The sequence below is a fragment of the Clostridium novyi NT genome, from assembly GCF_000014125.1.
Taxonomy (GTDB): Bacteria; Bacillota; Clostridia; order Clostridiales; family Clostridiaceae; genus Clostridium_H; species Clostridium_H novyi.
Genome location: NC_008593.1, coordinates 1,665,963 through 1,685,890, shown reverse-complemented (window position 1 = coordinate 1,685,890; position 19,928 = coordinate 1,665,963). Strand labels below are relative to the sequence as shown.

Annotated in this window: 13 protein-coding genes and 1 pseudogene; 8 read left to right on the top strand and 6 right to left on the bottom strand. The window is 27.7% G+C overall.

Annotated features, from left to right (window positions below):
• Positions 1–38 precede the first annotated feature (38 nt).
• Positions 39–2,042 carry an FAD-dependent oxidoreductase gene (locus NT01CX_RS07825; protein WP_011722529.1) on the bottom strand — a complete coding sequence of 668 codons (2,004 nt, stop codon included), beginning with the start codon at positions 2,040–2,042 and terminating at the stop codon, positions 39–41.
• Between the two features lie 251 nt (positions 2,043–2,293).
• Here NT01CX_RS07825 and NT01CX_RS07820 point away from each other — a divergent pair, with 251 nt between their 5' ends.
• Positions 2,294–2,875: a TetR/AcrR family transcriptional regulator gene (locus NT01CX_RS07820; protein ID WP_011722528.1), complete on the top strand. Its 582-nt coding sequence runs from the start codon at positions 2,294–2,296 to the stop codon at positions 2,873–2,875.
• Between the two features lie 198 nt (positions 2,876–3,073).
• Positions 3,074–5,068 carry a methyl-accepting chemotaxis protein gene (locus NT01CX_RS07815; RefSeq protein WP_011722527.1) on the top strand — a complete coding sequence of 665 codons (1,995 nt, stop codon included), beginning with the start codon at positions 3,074–3,076 and terminating at the stop codon, positions 5,066–5,068.
• A 71-nt stretch (positions 5,069–5,139) separates the two neighbouring features.
• Here the strand turns inward: NT01CX_RS07815 and NT01CX_RS12305 are convergent, their stop codons facing one another.
• Complete coding sequence (locus tag NT01CX_RS12305) at positions 5,140–5,292, bottom strand: hypothetical protein (protein WP_187146693.1); 153 nt, start codon at positions 5,290–5,292, stop codon at positions 5,140–5,142.
• 175 nt (positions 5,293–5,467) lie between these two features.
• Between NT01CX_RS12305 and NT01CX_RS07810 the strand changes: the two genes are divergently transcribed.
• The gene (locus tag NT01CX_RS07810; RefSeq protein ID WP_011722525.1) at positions 5,468–6,958 is read left to right on the top strand and encodes a hypothetical protein; all 1,491 of its coding nucleotides are present in this window, start codon (positions 5,468–5,470) and stop codon (positions 6,956–6,958) included.
• Positions 6,959–7,009: 51 nt separating this feature from the next.
• Here the strand turns inward: NT01CX_RS07810 and NT01CX_RS07805 are convergent, their stop codons facing one another.
• Together NT01CX_RS07805 and NT01CX_RS07800 are read right to left on the bottom strand one after the other, a co-directional pair.
• Positions 7,010–10,552, bottom strand: a complete 3,543-nt coding sequence (locus NT01CX_RS07805; RefSeq protein WP_011722524.1) for a S8 family serine peptidase — start codon at positions 10,550–10,552, stop codon at positions 7,010–7,012.
• Between the two features lie 225 nt (positions 10,553–10,777).
• Entirely contained in the window at positions 10,778–12,004 is a 1,227-nt protein-coding gene (locus NT01CX_RS07800; protein WP_011722523.1) for a cation:proton antiporter, read from the bottom strand.
• Between the two features lie 456 nt (positions 12,005–12,460).
• Between NT01CX_RS07800 and NT01CX_RS07795 the strand changes: the two genes are divergently transcribed.
• From NT01CX_RS07795 to NT01CX_RS07785, 3 genes are all read left to right on the top strand, one after another.
• Complete coding sequence (locus NT01CX_RS07795) at positions 12,461–13,015, top strand: biotin transporter BioY (RefSeq protein ID WP_011722522.1); 555 nt, start codon at positions 12,461–12,463, stop codon at positions 13,013–13,015.
• Positions 13,009–13,401: a DUF1284 domain-containing protein gene (locus tag NT01CX_RS07790; protein ID WP_011722521.1), complete on the top strand. Its 393-nt coding sequence runs from the start codon at positions 13,009–13,011 to the stop codon at positions 13,399–13,401. The genes NT01CX_RS07795 and NT01CX_RS07790 overlap by 7 nt, the downstream gene beginning before the upstream one ends.
• Before the next feature lie 210 nt (positions 13,402–13,611).
• Positions 13,612–14,190 (top strand): hypothetical protein, encoded by a 579-nt coding sequence (locus tag NT01CX_RS07785; RefSeq protein ID WP_011722520.1) that lies wholly within the window; start codon positions 13,612–13,614, stop codon positions 14,188–14,190.
• 93 nt (positions 14,191–14,283) lie between these two features.
• On the opposite strand, the gene pflA is transcribed toward NT01CX_RS07785, so the two are convergent.
• Complete coding sequence (gene pflA, locus NT01CX_RS07780; RefSeq protein ID WP_011722519.1) at positions 14,284–15,006, bottom strand: pyruvate formate-lyase-activating protein; 723 nt, start codon at positions 15,004–15,006, stop codon at positions 14,284–14,286.
• A complete protein-coding gene (pflB, locus tag NT01CX_RS07775) occupies positions 14,993–17,239 on the bottom strand; it encodes a formate C-acetyltransferase (protein WP_011722518.1) in 2,247 nt (748 codons plus the stop codon). Before pflB ends, pflA begins: the two co-directional genes overlap by 14 nt.
• A gap of 417 nt (positions 17,240–17,656) precedes the next feature.
• Here pflB and NT01CX_RS07770 point away from each other — a divergent pair.
• Both NT01CX_RS07770 and NT01CX_RS07765 read left to right on the top strand, forming a co-directional pair.
• Positions 17,657–18,418, top strand: a pseudogene (locus NT01CX_RS07770) (DNA polymerase IV); the annotation flags it as partial.
• A gap of 113 nt (positions 18,419–18,531) precedes the next feature.
• Complete coding sequence (locus NT01CX_RS07765) at positions 18,532–19,842, top strand: MATE family efflux transporter (protein WP_011722516.1); 1,311 nt, start codon at positions 18,532–18,534, stop codon at positions 19,840–19,842.
• Positions 19,843–19,928 lie beyond the last annotated feature (86 nt).

Sequence of the window (19,928 nt, the reverse complement as noted above, 5' to 3'; positions counted from 1 at the left end):
AAAAAATGAGTAGCACATGTTGGCTACTCATTTTTTATTTATATGTTTCTTGCTACTTCAAATGCATCCCATATGGCTGTCATAATATTTTGTACTTGTCTTGCATCTCCCAATAGATACATTTCTTTATTATTAAATTTTAATTTTTCATATAAGTCTTTTTCAGAAGTATATCCAACAGCTAAGATAACAGAATCACAAGGGATAGAAGCTTCATTGTTATTTTCTTTTATTATAATACCTTCATCAGTTACTTTTGACACTAAAGAATTAGTTCTTATATCAACTTTATGGAACTTTAAAAGATCTTTTAGCATTTGGCTATTTGCATGACATATTGCTGGTCCTGAAGCAAGTATATCATCAAGAGCTTCAATAATTGTAACTTTTTTACCTTGTTTTATAAGCCAAAGAGCAGTTTCACATCCTACAAGTCCACCGCCGAGTATAACTGTTGAATCTCCTGGTTCTTTAGTGTTTAATAAAACATCTTGGGCAGTATAAACTTTGTCCATATCACCATCTAGTTTTAATATTCTAGGTTTTGAACCTGTAGCAATAATTATAACATCACAGTTTAATTTGCTAATTAGTTCTTCTGTAACTGTAGTATTAAAATGAATATCAACATTATTTTGTTTTAATTCATTGTAATACCATTGAACAAGGGCTCTGTCATCTTCTTTAAAGTCTGGAACTCCACCAGGAATAATATTTCCGCCTAGCTTGTCTGTTTTTTCATATAAGGAAACTTTATGACCTCTTATAGCACAAACTCTAGCAGCTTCACATCCGGCAACACCACCACCTATAATAAGTACATTTTTAATTTTAGTAGCAGGTTGTAGCTGGAATTCTTTTTCTCTTCCTGTAGCTGGATTTACAGCACAAGAAAGGCCTCCACCTAATGCAAGTCTTCCCATACATCCATCATGACAAGATAAACAAGGACGAATATTTTCAAGTTTGTCTTGTTTTATTTTTTCTGGGATATAAGCATCTGCTAAAAGTGGTCTACCTAAAGCTATCATATCTGTTTTGTTTTGAGATATAGCATTACTTGCTAAGTCTGGATTATCCATTCTTCCAGCAGTAATTACTGGAACTTTTAATACTTGTTTTAATTTTTCATTTAATGAAAGGTACATTCCTTTTTTAAAGTACATAGGTGGATGATTCCAATACCAAGAGTCATAAGTACCAGCATCTGAGTTGAAGGCATCATATCCAGCTTCTTCTAAGATTTTAGCGGCTTTAAGTCCTTCATTAAGATCACGACCTTTTTCTTCGAATTCTTCTCCAGGTAAAGCACCGTCATTTAATCCTTTTACATAGCTTTTAACACTATAACGAAGAGATACTGGGAAATCTTGTCCACATTTTTCTTTGATTTCTTTTAAAATTTCTATTGGGAATCTAAGTCTATTTTCTAAGGAACCACCGTATTTATCTGTTCTTTTATTAAATAGAGTCATAGTAAATTGATCAAGAAGATAGCCTTCATGAACAGCATGTACTTCAACTCCATCAAAGCCAGCTTCTTTTGCGATAGCTGCAGATTCACCAAATTTTCTTATATAAGTTTCAATTTCTTCTATAGTAAGTGGTCTACATGTTATTTCAGGAAGCCATTTATGAGGAATAGGGGATGGGGCAATTGGAGTAATATCTCCAACTATACCAGGAATACTAACACGTCCAAAACCTGCTGTTAATTGAAGAAAGATTTTTGAATTGTAAGCGTGAACTCTTTCAGTTAGCACTTTTGCAGATTTTATGAAGCTACTAGGATTAAGTGTTGGACAAGGCATAGAGGGCATAGCGCACTTTTCTATGTCATTTTCAACATAAGTAACACCAGTTATTATTAATCCAGTGCCACCTTTAGCTCTTTCAACATAGTAATCAATTCCTTTTTCATTAAAACTACCATCTTCAGAACATAATCCAGCAGGACCCATAGGTGCCATTGCAAATCTGTTCTTAATTTCTACATTACCAATTTTTATTGGCTCAAATAAATTTGAATATTTCTTATTCATATAACATCCTCCCTATTTTAATATACAAAACTTACTAAATAAATACGTTTAACTATAATGTACTCACTGAATGTACTCACTGAATGTACTCACTGAATGTATTCACTGAATATATTCAGTATAATGTATTAATATCTGTTTGTCAATAAAATAATTGGTTTAATTTGAAAATAATGCAATAAATTTGACAATATATAATTGTAAAGTATAATTAATAATATGGCTAAATTTTTAAATTAGGAGAATAAAAAATGCAAGAACCTACAAGAAGGCAGATTCAGGCAATGAATACAAAGAAAAAAATATATGATATCGCAACACAACTTATGAAGAAAAAGGGATATGATAATGTTACTATTCAAGAGATTTGTAAAAATGCAGGAGTATCGGTAGGTACTTTTTATCATTACTTTGAATCTAAGAATGAAATTTTTACGGAACTTTATAAAATAGCGGATGACTTTTTTTATGATACCATTAAAGAAAGACTTTTTAGTGAAAATACCATAGATAAAATAATAGAATATTTTAATTACTATGCAGAATACAATGAAAAAATGGGAATTGATATGATGAAACAATTGTATAATTCTAATAATAAGATGTTTATTACTAAAGGAAGACATATGCAGACGATATTAGATGCCATAATAGAAGAGGGACAAGAAAAGAATGAAGTAAAAAATAGCATGACATCACAACAAATTACAAGATTTATATTTGTTTTAATGAGAGGTGTTGTATACGACTGGTGCTTACATGATGGAGAGTACAATCTTAAAGAAGAAATGGGATCGATATTAAAACAAATCATAAACACAATTAAACCCTAATGATATATAACAATATATCATTAGGGTTTAATTTTTATTGAAACGCATTTAAGGAATATTTATGCTGATTATAAATTTCAAGAGATACACCCTCCACAAGTCTATCAATGGTTTAGATTCACAGTGTTAGTTAAAAATTATGTGTTTTTTTCGATAATAAATAGGATAAAAAATTAAACTAATAGGGGGACAGAGCAAGTGAAACAAAATAAGAGAAGTTTGTATAAACAAATGCTAATTTTATTATTTGTATCAATTTTAGTACCATTGTTATTGGTAACTGGAATAAATTATCATATTATGGAGGGAGAACAAAAAGAAGATTTTAATCAGATAGCAATAAGTAGTATAAAAACTATAAATCAGTATATAAATCATCTAAATAATTCAAGTAAAGAATCTGTAAATATGTTATCTTTAGAACCAAATGCAAAAGTTATATTAGATGGTTCAGATCATGAACAATGGCTTAACAATAATTTAAAATCATTTTTAGAATCGCATGAGGGTATAACAGCCGTATATATGGGAGCTAAAAACGGAAAAGTAATTGCCCAACCAGAACAAAATATAAGTGAAGATTTTGATGTAACTAAAACTCAGTGGTATAAAAAAGCAATAGAAAATCCTAATGAAGCCATATTAACAGATCCTTATATTTCGAGAGGAAAAGATAAAGAATATGAAGTTACATATGCAAAAGCGGTTAAGGATGGTTCAGGAAATATAGTTGGGGTAATAGGACTGGATATAAAGTTAAGATACATAGATAAAATTACTAAAAATATGAGAATAGGTAAGAATGGTTTTGCTATGGTTATAGATAAAAATGGAACTATACTATCTCATAGAGATAGTAATAAGATAGGTAAAAAGGACAAGGATGCATTAGATATCTTAAATTCAAAAGAAGATGTATTTGAACAATATATAAATGGAACTAAAATGGTCATATTTAAAGGGGTAGAGAAAAGTAATGGATATATTACAGTAGGATTAATACCTAAGAAAGAATTAACAGATACCATATTTAAGTCAGCTATAATAAATATTATAATAGCCTTTTTATCTATTGGTGTGGCAATATGGGGTGCATCTAGATTTACTAAAAAGAAGATAATTAATCCTATAAATTATGTTGTTAATATATTAAATGATTTTAGTAATGGAGATTTTACAAAAGAAATAGACAAAAAATCAGGATTAACTATAGAAATAGAATATATGGTTGATGCAATTAATCTCACTAGGGATAATGTAGTTAATATAGTAAAAAATATTAAAAATGCATGTTATAATTTAAAAGAAAATTCTAATACACTTTTGTCAATAACGGAGCAGTCAAATGTAGCAAGTGATGAAATTGCAAAGGCAATTCAACAAATAGCTGATGGATCTGTAAGTCAATCGGAGAAATTAAATGAAAGTGTTCATTTAACAGAAATATTAAATGATATTGTTGTAAATTCAATTACAAATTCTGAAAAAATGATGAAAGCTTCTGAAGAGGTTAGAAATGTAAGTGATGAAGGAAAAAGTTTATTAAAAAATCTAGAGGGTACTTTTAATGAAGGTAAAGAAGCAAATTTGGAAGTTATAAGAGAAGTTAAAAATTTAGGGGATAAATCAAAAGAAATAGAGGAAATAACAGAAGTTATAAAAGGTATAACAGAACAAACAAAATTACTTGCATTAAATGCGTCTATTGAAGCGGCAAGAGCAGGAGAAGCTGGAAAAGGCTTTGCTGTAGTTGCTGAAGAGGTTACAAAGCTTGCTGAACAATCTTCAAATTCAGCAATAAAAATAAAGAATGTTATAGATGATATTAAGTCTAGCATGATTGAAGTATTTAATAAGTTAGATAATGCAATAAAGTTTAGCAGTAAAACTGGTGAGGATATAAATGTTACAGAAAAAAATTTCAATGATATAAGAGAATCTATTGAAATATTAAAAGAAAACATAGATAATGTAAATTCTGATTTAAAAGATATAAAAAAGAATAAGGATAGTGTTTTATATAATATTGGAAAAATATCTTCTGTAGCACAAGAAACAGCAGCTACATCAGAAGAGGTAAGTGCATCATCAGAAGAACAAGCATCAGGATTACAAGAAATAGTACTTTCAGCAGAGAAGTTAAATAATCTTTCTGAAAAACTAGAAGATATAATTGAAGTATTTAAAATATGATAATATATAAATATTAATTAAAAAATAACAACATTACTTCACTTAAAAATCGAAGTAATGTTGTTGAAGTTTTATTTGTTATCATCAACGTTATTTTTTAGAGTTGAAGTCCATTGATTATCAGTGGCTGTTTTAGGTTTTTTATTACAACATGATTTTTTGCAAGGTTGTTCTGGAACTGAAGTCCATTGATTATCATTTTTAGTTTTTGCTATTTTTGACATGCTTATTTCCTCCTTATTATTTAGCTGTACTTTTAGTATTTCATTAATATAGAAAATAATTCTAAGAAACATATTCATAAAATGTTACCAAAATGTAAATATAAATATATGTATTACAATTAATATTATATATGAGGATATAATTATGAGTTGTGATGAATTATGGAGGCGAAATATGGGAAAAATATTTAGAATATTATTAGGTTGTGCTTTGGGAATTATAGGAACTTATATATTTATGAGTAATCCAATAGGAAAGGTTGATAATGAAACTTTGGTTACTCAGTATAAAATAAAAGAAAAGAAGAAACTAGCTAGTATGGCGTATGCGGAAAGTCAAAGTGATGGTTATGGATTAAATGTACGAAATGCACCTAGACCATTATATACACCAACATATGATGGATCTAATCAAGCTGTTCACCCTAAAGTTTTATATTTTAAGAACGGATGGAATGGTTATAAATATTGGATGGGACTTACTCCATATCCTTTTTCAAATGATGATTACGAAAACCCACAAATATTAGTAAGTAATGATGGGATAAAATTTAGATCTCCAAAAAAAAATAATAAACCATTATTTGTTCCAGAGGATGTAGCTAAAGGTGGTCATTATTCGGATATACATATGTGCATGGTAAATAATACATTAGAAGTGTATTTTAGATATAATCCAGCTAAGACAGAAAAAAATCAACCTGATAATAATAAAAATTACATATATGTAACAAAGAGTAAGGATGGATTACATTGGACTGATAAGAAGTTAGTTTTAAATAATGATACTTTTAAAGTAAAATGTGCATATTTATCACCAATTATAAATTATGAAAATGGAAAATATAAAGTATGGTTTACAAATTATGATGGAGAATTATATTACACAGAAACTGCTGATTGGAAGAGTTTTTCAGAGTTAAAGAAATGTAATTTTGTAGGCAAGGGCAATAAGTTAAAAATATGGCACCAAGATTTAATAAAAACTGATGTAGGTTATGAATTTGTATGTTGTGCTTACGGAGAAGTTTTTTTAAATCAAAATTTATATTATGCTTGTTCAGAAGATGGAATTAATTTTAAGCCATTAAAAAAGATAATGGAACCAACAGACAAAGTGGGAACTTTTGATGAGAAAACTTTATATAGACCTTGTTTATTAAAGAAAGACGGACAATACCTATTATATTATTCAGCTATGGATTCGAAATTAAAATGGCGTATAGGGGTTATTAAGGATACTAAGGGAATAAATATAGTAGATAAAGAATATGACAAGTATATAAGTGGTGAAATTGATATAGACAAGAATATTAAGAAGAATGACAAAAAGATAAATAACCACAATATTAACATTAATAATAAAAATGTTAATAACAAGGATATAAAAAATAATAAAGACATAAAAGATAAAAATACAAATATGAATAATAACATGGTTAATAATCCAAAGGCTAAGGTAATAAAGCCTAATAATAAAAATATTAAGGTAGTAAATCCTAAACAAAATAAGAAGCATGAGCCTAAGATTAATAATAATCTAAATAAAGAAGTAATCAATAAGGAAGAAAATAACAAAGAAGAGAAAAATACAATAAATAAGGAAATACCTAATAATAAAAATGTTCCAAATGGTATAGAAAGTAATAATGTAGAAATAAGATAAAAAAGAAACCATAATATAGATAATTTATATTATGGTTTCTTTTTTATTTAATTATTGACGATTTACAGTTATCTTTTTAATAGTTGTATTTCCGGCTCTATCTACAGCTTTAATTTCTATAATATTTTTTCCAGCATTCAATTTAACATCAGTTTCATATTCGCCAGATTTATCATACAAATCTTTGTTTGAATCAATTTCATTACCATTTACAAATAATTTAAATCCGTAGTTATTATCTTTAACGGAACATTTAACTTTGTAAGATGTAGTATTTTTATCAACTGTTATAACTTCATCTTTTTCTTCCATAGTTAATTCTGGATTAGTTAAGTCACAATAAAGATTTAAAGCATATTTATGTTCTTTTCCTTTTAAATCAGTAGCTAAAACTTCAACTTTATTTTGACCGTCTTTTAAGTCTATTATTTGGCTAAAGGTTAAGTCTTTATTAACTTTAACATCTTTTCCTTGAATTTTAAATGATTTAACTTTTGTAGATAAATCACCTCTTACTACAGCGGCAGGGTATTTGTAGAATACACCTTCTCTTTTTAATCCTGTGAAGTTTATATATAAGTTATCATTTTCTACAACAGTATTTATAGAAGATGTGCTTAATTTATTATTGTCTTTATCATAAGCTTCAACAGTAATAGTGTGTTTTCCAGCAGTTACATTTTTAAGCTTGTATGAAAGAGATTTAGTATTCTTTTCTACAACATTATTGTCTACTGATATTGAGTAGTGATCAGCTTCTTTAAGAAGTTTTTCATCTCCAGTATAGTTTAAAGTGAATTCTCCAGAGGATAGTGAAGAATCAGTTTGTGGTGAAGTTATTCTTAAAGAATTTGCAGTTATTGACATTGGAAGTTCACTAGTATTTCCAGCATTATCAGTACCATATATAACTACATTATTTTTACCATCTAAAAGTTTTAAGTTAACACAGTATTCATTTTTTACATTAGTTTTTAATTTTAGTTCAGTATTATTATTTTCATCTTTATAAAAATCATTATTTACCTTTATTTTAAAGTTTTTAATGCCTGATAAATTTTCATTTGCTTTAAATCTTAAAGTATAGTTACGATTATCAGTTTCTGTAGATGATTTATATATTAATTGAGGCGCTGTAGAATCTACTTTTACAGGTAATTTAACAGTTTGATATTTAGCGTCTTTATAGTCTATAGCTGCTTTTATTTCAAAATAGTATTGTCCATCAGGAACTTTTTCATAAATTCCTTTAGATGAATTATAATAAGTTAAATCCCATCTCCATGGAGATAATTCTTCAAAATTGTCATCTAGAAGTGGATCATGAGGGGATGGAGACCACTTATCTTTATTTACGTTTTTATCAATATTTAATGTTCTAATTAAGTTTCCTTTGCTATCTAAAACATTAACAATTATAGTTTTAGCATTTCTAAGAAGTGCCATTTTAGGTGTTACATAAACATCTTTATCTTTTGAACTTATGGCGATAAGGTCTTTATTTACTATTGGATCTTCTGTTTTTTTATCTTTACCAATAACACCTAATAAAATTTCATCTTTGTTTGAGATTTTATAAACACCTGTTGTTTTTAAGTATGAATCTTTTTCCCAAACAGGTTTATCTATAATGGCTGATTCATCCCAGTTACCATAGAATCCCATGTAAGGTATGCCAATTGATGCAGTATCAGTGGATTTTGACATGAAGTTTAAGAAACCTTCTACAAATATTCCTTTAGGGCAATCTTTAGGAAGTGTTAATGTAACAGTTACTTTAGTTTCGCCATTTGCTGGTACTACTATTTCTTCTTTATCAAAAGAGATTTTGGCATCTTTTATATTCATTTCTCTTGTCTTATCTTTTTGCTCAGTTAATACACCGTACACGTCTTTAGGCATATAGATTTCTTCTTTGTTTCCGTAGTTTTTAAATGTTAGAGTGAATTTTTTTGTAGTTTCATTAATTTGTTTTAATGCTACAGTTGATTCATTGTTTTCATCTAAAATTACTACGTTGTTTTTCATTAAGTTTAAAGCATTTATAAGTCCTGCTCCTTGTTGTCTTGGAGAGAAGGGTAGTTTACCTTCTGTAGAATCTTCATCAACTTGAGGTATAGATGTATTTATGGCAAGATTTTTTACAAGTTCTACTTTATCTTTTGGAGATAGTTTTAAATCTAATGAATTAATACGTTGTAATATAAGTGCCATTATACCGGAAGTATGTGGTGCCGCCATTGAAGTTCCGGACATATATTTATAGTTATTATCATTAACTGTTGATAATATGTTTCCACCTGGTGCTGTTATTTGTGGTTTAAAATCAAGACTTGGAGCAGGTCCCCAAGATGAGAATCCAGACATATTATCTTTATTTGGATTATCTATACGGATTTTTTTATTATCAAACTTAATTTTTCCACCTTTAGAGATTGAATCTTTAAGTGCTTTACCATCTTCATTTGTTATAAACATAGAAGGAATAGTTACGTTAGGATCTGTAGCCATGCCAATATATCCTTTTTCACCATTTTTGTTATATATAATTGCTGCAACTGCACCTGCATCTTGAGCATTTAGTTTCTTTTCGATGAATGTATTTTCTCCCCTTTGAATAAGAGCGATTTTTCCTTTGACATCTTTATTTTTAAAATCATCTTTAGTACCTAAGTTACAGTCAACTAATTCATATTCATTTTTTAATTTATCTATAGGACTTACTTCTGATACTAGGTATGCAAAGTCTTTAGCTCTGTCACCAATTTTACATGTTAATGCTGATTGATTTAGTTTACTATTTTCAAAAGATGCAACACTAAGAGCTTCCTTTGCTGTAGAAGGTGCTCCTATAATTGCTGTATCAACTATATCTGGTACTTTAACTGGATTTGTTGAATAGCTAGAGTTACCAGCAGATATTACAACAACAACTCCATTTTCTTCAGCCATTTTTACAGCTTTTTGGATAGGTTCAGTCATTTTTACAAAGCCTGCATCAGAACCTAAACTCATATTTATAACATCAGCACCAAGTTTTACAGAATCAGTTATAGCAGCAACTACATCTTCATCGTTACAGCTTGGATAATCTGGATCATTAGAGAATACTTTCATAGCAAATAATTGAGCTTCAGGTGCTATTCCTTGAATAGCTTCAAATTTTGAAACTTCATCACTGTTACCGTTAGCAGCTACTATACCAGATACATGCATTCCATGCATACTGCCAGTATCTATAATATTTTGATTTTTGTCAGCATAGTTGTATCCATAAGGAACTTTATCTGTAAAGTATTTACCTTTTCCTTCAGGATTTTTATTTTTTATTTTTGCTTTTGAAGGATCTGAAAGTTTCATATCTTTATGTCTATAATCAATACCACTATCAATTATAGAGATTACCATACCTTCACCCTTATATTTGAAATTTTTCCATTCCTTTAATACATCTGTTAAATCTTTTGCAGATGACATATTAGAATTAACTTTACCTATGTAAGGTAGTTCTATTGCATTAGCCCCTATAGCAAATAGATTAGAAGATGCAATTGATGCCGCTATTATTAGGCTCAAAATTTTCTTTTTTTTCATATAGATGCCCCCTTGTGAATGTAATTTTTACCTATTTTATCATAAATATATTTAAAAAACAAATTATTTATTAATATGAAAAAAAATCATATAAATTTTAATATAATAAACAAGAGGATAACTATATGATTTCCAATTTTATATTTTTAAATATAAATAAAGTGCTTAAATAAAAAAATAGTGGTGATAAAGAAATCATCTTTATCACCACTATTTAATAATATATTAACTTTCTAATTTTAAAGCTTTTGCTAAAAGTTTAGATGTACTTGCTTGTAGTGTTAATGTAATTATTATTGTTGCAAATGTAACCGAAGAAATTATATCAGAATGTTGGAATTTTACTGAAACAAGCATTCCAGCAAGTGCAGCAGGAATTACACCAGTTTCACGTATCCACATAAGGTATATTATTTCTCTAAAGTTCCATTTAGCTTTTCTATCAAGTAAAACTGATATTAAAACAGATATAGGTCTAGATATAAATATTAGAATAAATACTACAAGTAGAGCACCTTTCCAATATTGAGCTAATACATCGAATTGTATGTGAGTTCCTAAAAGTACAAAGATCATCATTCTAAGAATTATAGTTAAAACTTCTTTAAATCTACTATTAGTAATGTAGTATTCTTCAGGAACGTGACAGTTTAGCATTTTCTTATTTCCACAAATCATTCCTAAGATAAATACTGCCATAAATCCACTAAATCCAAAGTGTTCAGCTATAATATAAGAAGCCATAACAGCAGCTAGTGAAGTTTCAGATGAAAATTCTTGAAGATAGCCAAATCTACCTTTAGAAATAAGTTTAGTAGTTACATAACCAATTATTACACCAACTAAAATTCCGCCACCAGCAGATTTAAGTAATTGTAGTAAGCTAGTGCCTACTGAAACAGCTTGACCACTTAAAGCACCTATAATTGAAAATGTTATAATTGCTCCAGCAGCATCGTTAAATGCAGATTCAGAAATTATAGTTTGTTTTAATTTGCTACTAATGTTCATATTTTTAAATAAAGGAACTAAAACAGATGGATCTGTTGAAGCTATTATAGAACCTACTAAAAGGGCGTACATTATATTTATATTAAATATTTTAGCTGCAAAGAATCCAGTTATTCCAGTTGATATTGCAACTCCAACTGTTGCTAAAAGAAGAACCGATACTTTTACTTTGTTTAATACTTTTAATTCAATTTCTCTACCGCCATCATATAGAATGTAAGCAGCACCAATAGTTAAAATTAATTGATTTCCCAAAGGATATTTATCTATATTAATTAAATTAAAAACATGAGGTCCTAGTATTACACCAGATAATATAAATAATACTACATCAGGAAGTTTAATTTTTTGACTGACTTTAGCACTAATTACCCCTGATAAAATAACTAATACTAATAACTTTAATAATTTCTCTGTTAATATTACAGTAGTTGATTCCATAAAACTCACTCCTTCATATTTAAAACATATTTCAATAGCACTAATCCTACTACTTTTTTAAATCTATTTCAATAGAATTTTAAATTAACATAAAATTAAGTTAATTTAAGGATATTAGATATATTTATTAGTAGTAAAACCAATATTATAATGTAGTAAAATGTACTTAATAATATATAAAAGATAATTATGTATAATTTTGCAGAAAAAAATTAAAGGCTATTTAGATACCAATTATTATATTATTATGAAATAATAAAAAGTTACCTAGTTATTTTAAAATAATATGGATAAATTTTTAACATAAGAAAGAGTTTTTATAAAGTATTTTTAAAATAGAAATAGATGATATTGTTAACAAAATTAAATAGATTTGTTGACAATATAAAAAGTAGGGAATATAATTTTATTGTAAACTAAATAATATAATTAGGTTTACAATAAAGGGGGAGTTTTATGAAAAATATATTTTGTACTAAAAACATAACTATTGTAGCTATGTTTACAGCCATAACAGCAGTGCTTTCTCAAATAGCAATACCATTACCATTTACTACTGTACCAATTACAATGCAGGTATTTGCAATATATTTATCAGGAATAATATTGGGGCGTAAGCTTGGATTTTTGTCTCAGATAGTGTATTTATTATTAGGAGCTATAGGGGCACCGGTATTTGCACAATTTGCAGGAGGAATGCAATGTCTAGTTGGACCTACAGGAGGGTTCTTAATAGGATTTCCAATAGTAGCTTATATAATAGGTATAATTCCAGATAAAAAACTTTCAGTTATAAAGAGTTTAGCTCTTTTAATAGCATCTATAATTTTATTGTATGCTATGGGCGTTATTCAATTATCTGTAGTAGCTAAAATTTCTTTAAGTAAAGTGATAATGATAGGGGCTTTACCTTTTATACCATTAGATATTGTAAAAATTGTAGTAGCTTATAGAATAGGCATGAAAATAAGAGCAATGCTACAAAAGGGAAATTTGATTAAGTTATGTTAAATTTAAGAGCACATCATTTATTTTGTATTCAAGGGTATTTAGGAAATGGGTATAGTGAAAAGTTTACTAAAAATATGGATAAGATAGTTGAAAAATTAAAAGCTAATCCAAATATAACTTTGAAAGTTATAAATAAAGTAGATGATGTATGTAAATGTTGTCCGAATAAATTAGAAAACAATTTATGTGAAAGTCAAGAAAAGGTAAACGATCTGGATTTAAAGGTATTGGAGTTTTTAAAAATAGAACCAAACAGGGAATATGTGTATGAGAAATTAGTTAAATATATAAAAGAAAATTTAACATATGATACGTTTTATGATATCTGTAAAAATTGTGGATGGTTTACTATGGGATATTGTAAATCTCAACTGTTTAGGGAATAAATATACAAAATATAAAGTAGTATTAATAATTTATTGATACTACTTTTATTTTACTACATTTTATATTAAAGATTTTATAAGAAAATTATAGAAGTTTTGAATGTATTTTGAATAATACATGTTGTTAGTATATAATTATTATAAATAAGTTTAAAGAAGATATTAGGAAGGTTTGGGATAAATATGTTGGGGGAAAAACACAAAACTAATATGAATAAAAACTTAATAAAGTTAGTTAGTATATTTATAATAGCACCATGTATAATAGGTAGGTATAATAAAGTATATCATATAAAAAATAATACTAATGACATTCAAAAGGCTATTGAAGATTTTAGAAATAGAGGTCTGCCTAAAAAAGATTTTAATTGTGAAGTAATAAACACTAAAGATATAGATGACAAAAAAATTGTTTTGTATAAGGATAATAAGTCTTTAGGATATGGTGAACTAAAAAAAGGCATAAATAACAAATATAAAGTAGAAACGACAGGAGCTAGTTCAAATGAGTTTATAGATGAAATAATTGAAACAAGTAATGGAAAATACATATTAGTAGTAGGTGAAAAGCATAATACTAATTTAAAAAGAATTCTTATAAATTATACTGATAAAAAGTACAATATAGATATTCCTAATGAAGAATTTTATATTGCATATACTAAGGCCAATAAAGATATAGATATGCACTATAAACGTGATTACACAAAGTTTTTTAATGATAAAAATGAAGATATAACAGATGAGATCTTAAGAATAGGTAATAAAAAGAATAAGTTAAAGCGATAAATTAAAAGCCTTAGAATATTAGCAATTTATATACAATATTCTGAGGCTTAATTATTAAGAAATTTATTTTAAATACGTTATTGGTATAGAGTTTTATGGTAAATTTAAAAATTCTTGTAGTATCTTTAGTTTATTTTGATCCATAGGTTTTACATCCTTTAATTTATAATCTATATTTAAGGTTTTATATTTATTCACTCCTAAAGTGTGATAGGGAAGTAATTCTATTTTTTCTACATTGTTTATTTTTTTTATAATCTTTTTTAAAGATTTAATATGTTCTATGGAATCCGTTATTTCAGGTACAACAACGTGGCGAATCCAAACCTTGCAGCTTGAATTATTTAAGGTTTCTATAAAACTAAGAAGCCTTTCCATAGAAACACCTGTCAATGATTTAAAACTAAAGTCATCTACATGTTTAATATCTAAAAGAACTAGATCAGTAAAATTTAATATTTCATTTAGATGATCACTGTAATATCCAGAAGTATCTATGGCTGTATGAATATTATTTTCTTTACATAGCTTTAAAGCTTTAAGTAAAAATTCAGGTTGCATAAGAGGTTCACCACCAGAAAAAGTTACCCCTCCATTATTTTTAAAATAAGGTTTAAAGCGTATAATTTTTTCTACCAATTCTTCTGGAGTGGTTTTACTACCAGTGTTAAAATCCCAAGTATCAGGATTATGACAAAATGAACATCTAAGGGGACAACCTTGTAGAAAAACTACATTTCTAATACCAGGTCCATCTACAAGTCCCATACTTTCAAAAGAATGAATATATCCAGTAAGCATATTACATTCTTTCATGGAAAGTTCTTTTAATTACTTCAAGTTGTTGTTCTTTAGATAATCTATTAAAGTGAACAGCATATCCAGATACTCTTATAGTTAAAGTAGGGTATTTTTCTGGATTTTCCATAGCATCAATTAATGTTTCACGGTTTAATACATTTACATTTAAATGGAAGCCACCTTGATAAAAGTATCCATCTAGTATATTTACCAGGTTTAAGATTCTAGTATTTTTATCATTACCAAGAGCTTTTGGTACTATAGAGAAAGTATTTGAAACTCCATCTTGGCACCACTGTCTATATGGTATTTTAGCTACAGAATTTAAAGAGGCAAGAGCACCATTAGTATCTCTTCCATGCATAGGATTTGCACCAGGAGCTAAAGTTTCTCCAAGCTTTCTTCCATCAGGAGTAGATCCAGTTTTCTTACCATATACAACATTAGAAGTTATAGTAAGTGCTGATAGAGTGTGTTCAGCATCTCTGTATAGTTTATGTCTTTTTAATTCTTTTGAGAATTTCTTTACAATTGCAACTGCAATGTCATCAACTCTATCATCGTCATTTCCGTATTTAGGGAAATCACCGTCTATTTCAAAGGATACAGCTAGTCCATCTTCATTTCTAATAGGTTTAACTTTTGCGTATTTAATAGCACTTAATGAATCAGCGGCACAAGAAAGCCCAGCAATACCAAATGCCATTATTCTGTGAACAAGTGAGTCATGAAGACACATTTGACTTGCTTCATAAGCATATTTATCGTGCATGTAGTGAATAGTATTCATAGTGTTTACATATAAATCAGCTACATATTCTAAAACCTTAAAGTAGTTTTCTTTTACAATATTATAGTCTAAAATATCATCATTAATTTTTGATATGTTAGGAACTACTTTTATTAATTCACCATTTGATTCTTTTTTGATTTCATCTATTCCACCGTTAATTGCATATAAAAGGGCTTTTGCAATGTTAGCGCGGGCTCCGAAAAATTGCATTTGTTTACCTAATTGCATTGCAGATACACAACAAGCGATTCCATAATCATCTCCGTATACAGGACGCATAAGATCATCATTTTCGTATTGAATAGAGTCAGTTTCAATAGACATTTTAGCACAATACTTTTTAAATTCTTCAGGAAGTTTTTCAGACCAAAGCACTGTCATGTTAGGTTCTGGAGCAGGTCCTAAATTAGTTAAAGTGTGTAAAAATCTAAAAGAAGTTTTAGTAACTAAAGGTTTTCCGTTTATTGAAACTCCACCTATACATTCAGTTATCCAATTAGGATCACCGGCAAATAGTTCATTGTATTCAGGTGTTCTAAGATGACGAATCATTCTTAATTTTATTACAAATTGATCTATTATTTCTTGAGCTTCATCTTCTGTAATTAAACCATTTTTTAAATCTCTTTCAATGTATATATCCATAAAAGTTGAGATTCTACCAAGAGACATTGCAGCACCATTGTTTTCTTTTGCACCGGCTAAGTATCCAAAATAAATAAATTGCATAGCTTCTTTGGCATTCTTAGCTGGGTTAGATATATCAATACCGTAACTTTTAGCCATGTTTTTAATTTTTCCTAGTGTTTTTATTTGTTCTGAAATTTCCTCACGAAGTCTAATAAGAGATTCTGTAGCATGTCCTTTTAAATTTTTTAAATCTTTTTTCTTTTGTTCTACTAGATAATCAATACCATATAAAGCTATTCTTCTATAGTCTCCTATAATTCTTCCTCTTCCATAGGCATCAGGAAGTCCAGTTAAAAGACCAACGTGTCTAGCAGTTCTAGTTTCTTCAGTATAGGCATCAAATACACCTTCATTATGAGTTTTTCTAAATTCATCAAAGGTTTCTTCTAGTCCATCATTCATTTTGAAACCATATTGTTCTAAAGATTGCTTTACCATTCTCATACCACCATAAGGATTCATCATCCTTTTTAGGGGAGCATCTGTTTGAAAACCTACTATAGTTTCATTATCTTTATCTAAATAACCAGGAGCGAAATTATCTATAGATGAGAACTTTTTAGTTTCCACATCCATTATCCCTTTTTTTAGTTCCTCTAATATAAGAGAATATGCTTTGTTCCAAACTTTTTTAGTTTTTTCTGTAGGATTAGCTAAAAAATCATCAGTACCTTCATATAAAGTATAATTTTTTTGAATAAAGTTTTGTACATCTATTTCCTGAGTCCAATTACCGTTTTTAAAATTTGTCCAAAAGTCTGTCATGCAACTACCTCCTATTTCTTTGTTTTTCACTTTAAAACAACCCCCTTTGATATAATTAAAACTTGTGAATGATTTTTAAGTTGATTAAAATAATGTTCGTTATTTCTTTGTGGCAATTCTATCATTATATAGTTTAAAAGTCAATAAAATATAAATTATATAAAGATTTTACATTTTGAATATACTTACATTAGATAAAAAAATAATGGTAGATAATTTATAACGTAACGAACTATATAGGATATTTTATTGATTTATCAATATAAAATTAGGGGATTTGTTTATAAAAAATTAATTTTTTATTTTTTATAAAATTCTTATTTATGTTATTATAAAATAATATTACTAAAAAAATATACTATAAAAAAGAGGATTATGTAATGGTAATATTTACACAAGTATTAGGTGGTGAAGTTAGTGGAGAGAGTAATACTTCATGTTGATATGGATGCATTTTTTGCATCAGTAGAAGCTATGGATAATCCTTCTTTGAAGGGGAAGCCTGTAGTAGTTGGAGGTATATCAGAGAGAGGCGTTGTATCAACTTGTTCATATGAAGCTAGAAAATATGGAATAAGGTCAGCAATGCCAGTATATAAGGCAAAATATTTATGTCCGAGTGCTATATTTTTACCAACAAGACATTATAGGTACAGAGAAGTATCAAGAAAAGTTTTTAAAATTTTATCAACAGTAACGGATAAAATAGAACAAGTAAGTATAGATGAGGCATACCTAGATATAACGAATATTAACATGAATCCTAAAGATGTTGCAGTTAATATTAAGAATATGATAAAAGAAAATATGGGATTAACTATATCAGTGGGAATTTCATATAATAAATTTTTAGCTAAGCTTGCGTCTGATTGGAATAAACCAGATGGACTTAAAATTATAACAAAAGATATGATTCCAGAGATATTAATGCCATTAAGTATAAACAAAGTACATGGCATTGGAACAAAGTCTGCTGAGAAACTAAATAATATAGGTATATTTACAGTTAAACAACTATATGGTTTACCTAAAAAGTTATTTTGTGAGTATTTCGGAAAATTTGGTATAGATATTTATAATAGAATTAGAGGAATAGATAATAGGGAAGTTGTAACAGTTAGAGAACAAAAATCAATAGGAAAAGAAACAACATTGAAAAAGGATACAAAAGATATTGAAGTTGAGCAACTTACATTATTTTAAATAAACACTATAGTTAAGTGAGGTGATCCTATGATTAATGCGCCTATATTAGCCCTTCTTTCTTAATAAAGAACAGAAGGGTGGTATAAATGATAATAAATATATTTAAAAATAAAGACTACAAAAAAATAAATCATCTAGCTTTGCCATTGATACTAAATAATATTTTGTCACTTATAATAGAACTTTGTGATCAAGGTATAATGGGAAGAGTTTCAATAACAAGTTTTGCAGCAGTAGGACTTATAGAAACTAGTATAAATAGTATAACAGGGGTACTAGGTTCTATATCTGTAGCATTTAATATTTTAGGGGCAAGATGTAAAGGAAAAAATGATTTTGAAAGATTAAATAATAATCTAATATTAAATTTAATACTAAGCTTTTGTATTGGGTTAATATTTTTTATTATGGTGTTATTAGGTGGAATAAGTATATTAAAAGTATCATATGGATTTACAGGAGCTAATCTTAAGGAAAGTTCAAATTATCTATATATATTTAGTATTTCACTAGGATTAAATATGATTTTATTTACTTTTTCATCATATCTAAAAATAATACATAAGACTAAATATATATTTTATGGAAATATGGTAGCAGCACTATCTAATTTGTTATTTGACTATGTACTTGTTTTTGGACATGCTGGTTTTCCGAGAAGAATGGGTATGATAGGAAATGCAATAGGCTCTATTTTAGCCTTGGTGCTAAATTTAATAATTTATGTAGTTGTTATAATGAAGGTGAAAATTGGAGCATTAAGAAAGGCTAATATATTTGCAAATTTTAAAGATACTATAAAAATATCTATACCTCTTATGGTACAAGAGTTTTTAGAATCCACATTAATTGTTTGTGTAGTAAATTCTATATTATCCCATATAGGAACATTGGAAGTTGCGGTGTACAATCTTTTATTTGTAATAATAAATATAGCCTTAATGCCTATGTATGGTTATGCCCAAGCAGCACTTACAATAATAAGTGAAAGTATTAATAATAAAAGGAAAGAAAAATTAAAAATATCAACTAAATGCATTATATTAGCAGAAATTTTTTATATATTAATTGCCATGGTAATGATAATTTTCAGATATAAAATACCATGCATTATTACTAATAATAAGGAATTAATTACAACCTCAATAAAATATATTTTATTAGTAATAATATCAAATCTGCTTTATATTCCAGGTACTGTATTTAAATATAGTCTTCAAGCTATTGGCAAAGAAAAATGGGTATTCAGGATTTCTATAATAATTAATTTTATTGAAGTAGGGATTATTTTACTTTTTGTATGGTTCTTTAAATGGGGATTATATGGAGTATATGCTGGTATGATGTTAGGATATATAACTTTAACGGTTATTTTATTTTTAAAAATGAAATATTAGGTATATTTAATAATTACAAGCTTTATTAAAAACAGAATTAGTTAATTAGATATAAGAAACCTTCATATAAAATATGGAGGTTTTTT

Excerpts from the sequence above, each read along its gene's own strand:
- NT01CX_RS07765 (WP_011722516.1), top strand. The coding sequence starts at position 18,532 with ATGATAATAAATATATTTAAAAATAAAGACTACAAAAAAATAAATCAT.
- NT01CX_RS07820 (WP_011722528.1), top strand. The coding sequence starts at position 2,294 with ATGCAAGAACCTACAAGAAGGCAGATTCAGGCAATGAATACAAAGAAA.
- pflA (WP_011722519.1), bottom strand. The coding sequence starts at position 15,006 with ATGAAAGAATGTAATATGCTTACTGGATATATTCATTCTTTTGAAAGT.
- NT01CX_RS07790 (WP_011722521.1), top strand. The coding sequence starts at position 13,009 with ATGTTAAATTTAAGAGCACATCATTTATTTTGTATTCAAGGGTATTTA.
- NT01CX_RS07785 (WP_011722520.1), top strand. The coding sequence starts at position 13,612 with ATGAATAAAAACTTAATAAAGTTAGTTAGTATATTTATAATAGCACCA.
- NT01CX_RS07825 (WP_011722529.1), bottom strand. The coding sequence starts at position 2,042 with ATGAATAAGAAATATTCAAATTTATTTGAGCCAATAAAAATTGGTAAT.
- pflB (WP_011722518.1), bottom strand. The coding sequence starts at position 17,239 with ATGACAGACTTTTGGACAAATTTTAAAAACGGTAATTGGACTCAGGAA.
- NT01CX_RS07800 (WP_011722523.1), bottom strand. The coding sequence starts at position 12,004 with ATGGAATCAACTACTGTAATATTAACAGAGAAATTATTAAAGTTATTA.
- NT01CX_RS07795 (WP_011722522.1), top strand. The coding sequence starts at position 12,461 with ATGAAAAATATATTTTGTACTAAAAACATAACTATTGTAGCTATGTTT.
- NT01CX_RS07810 (WP_011722525.1), top strand. The coding sequence starts at position 5,468 with ATGGGAAAAATATTTAGAATATTATTAGGTTGTGCTTTGGGAATTATA.
- NT01CX_RS07805 (WP_011722524.1), bottom strand. The coding sequence starts at position 10,552 with ATGAAAAAAAAGAAAATTTTGAGCCTAATAATAGCGGCATCAATTGCA.
- NT01CX_RS12305 (WP_187146693.1), bottom strand. The coding sequence starts at position 5,292 with ATGTCAAAAATAGCAAAAACTAAAAATGATAATCAATGGACTTCAGTT.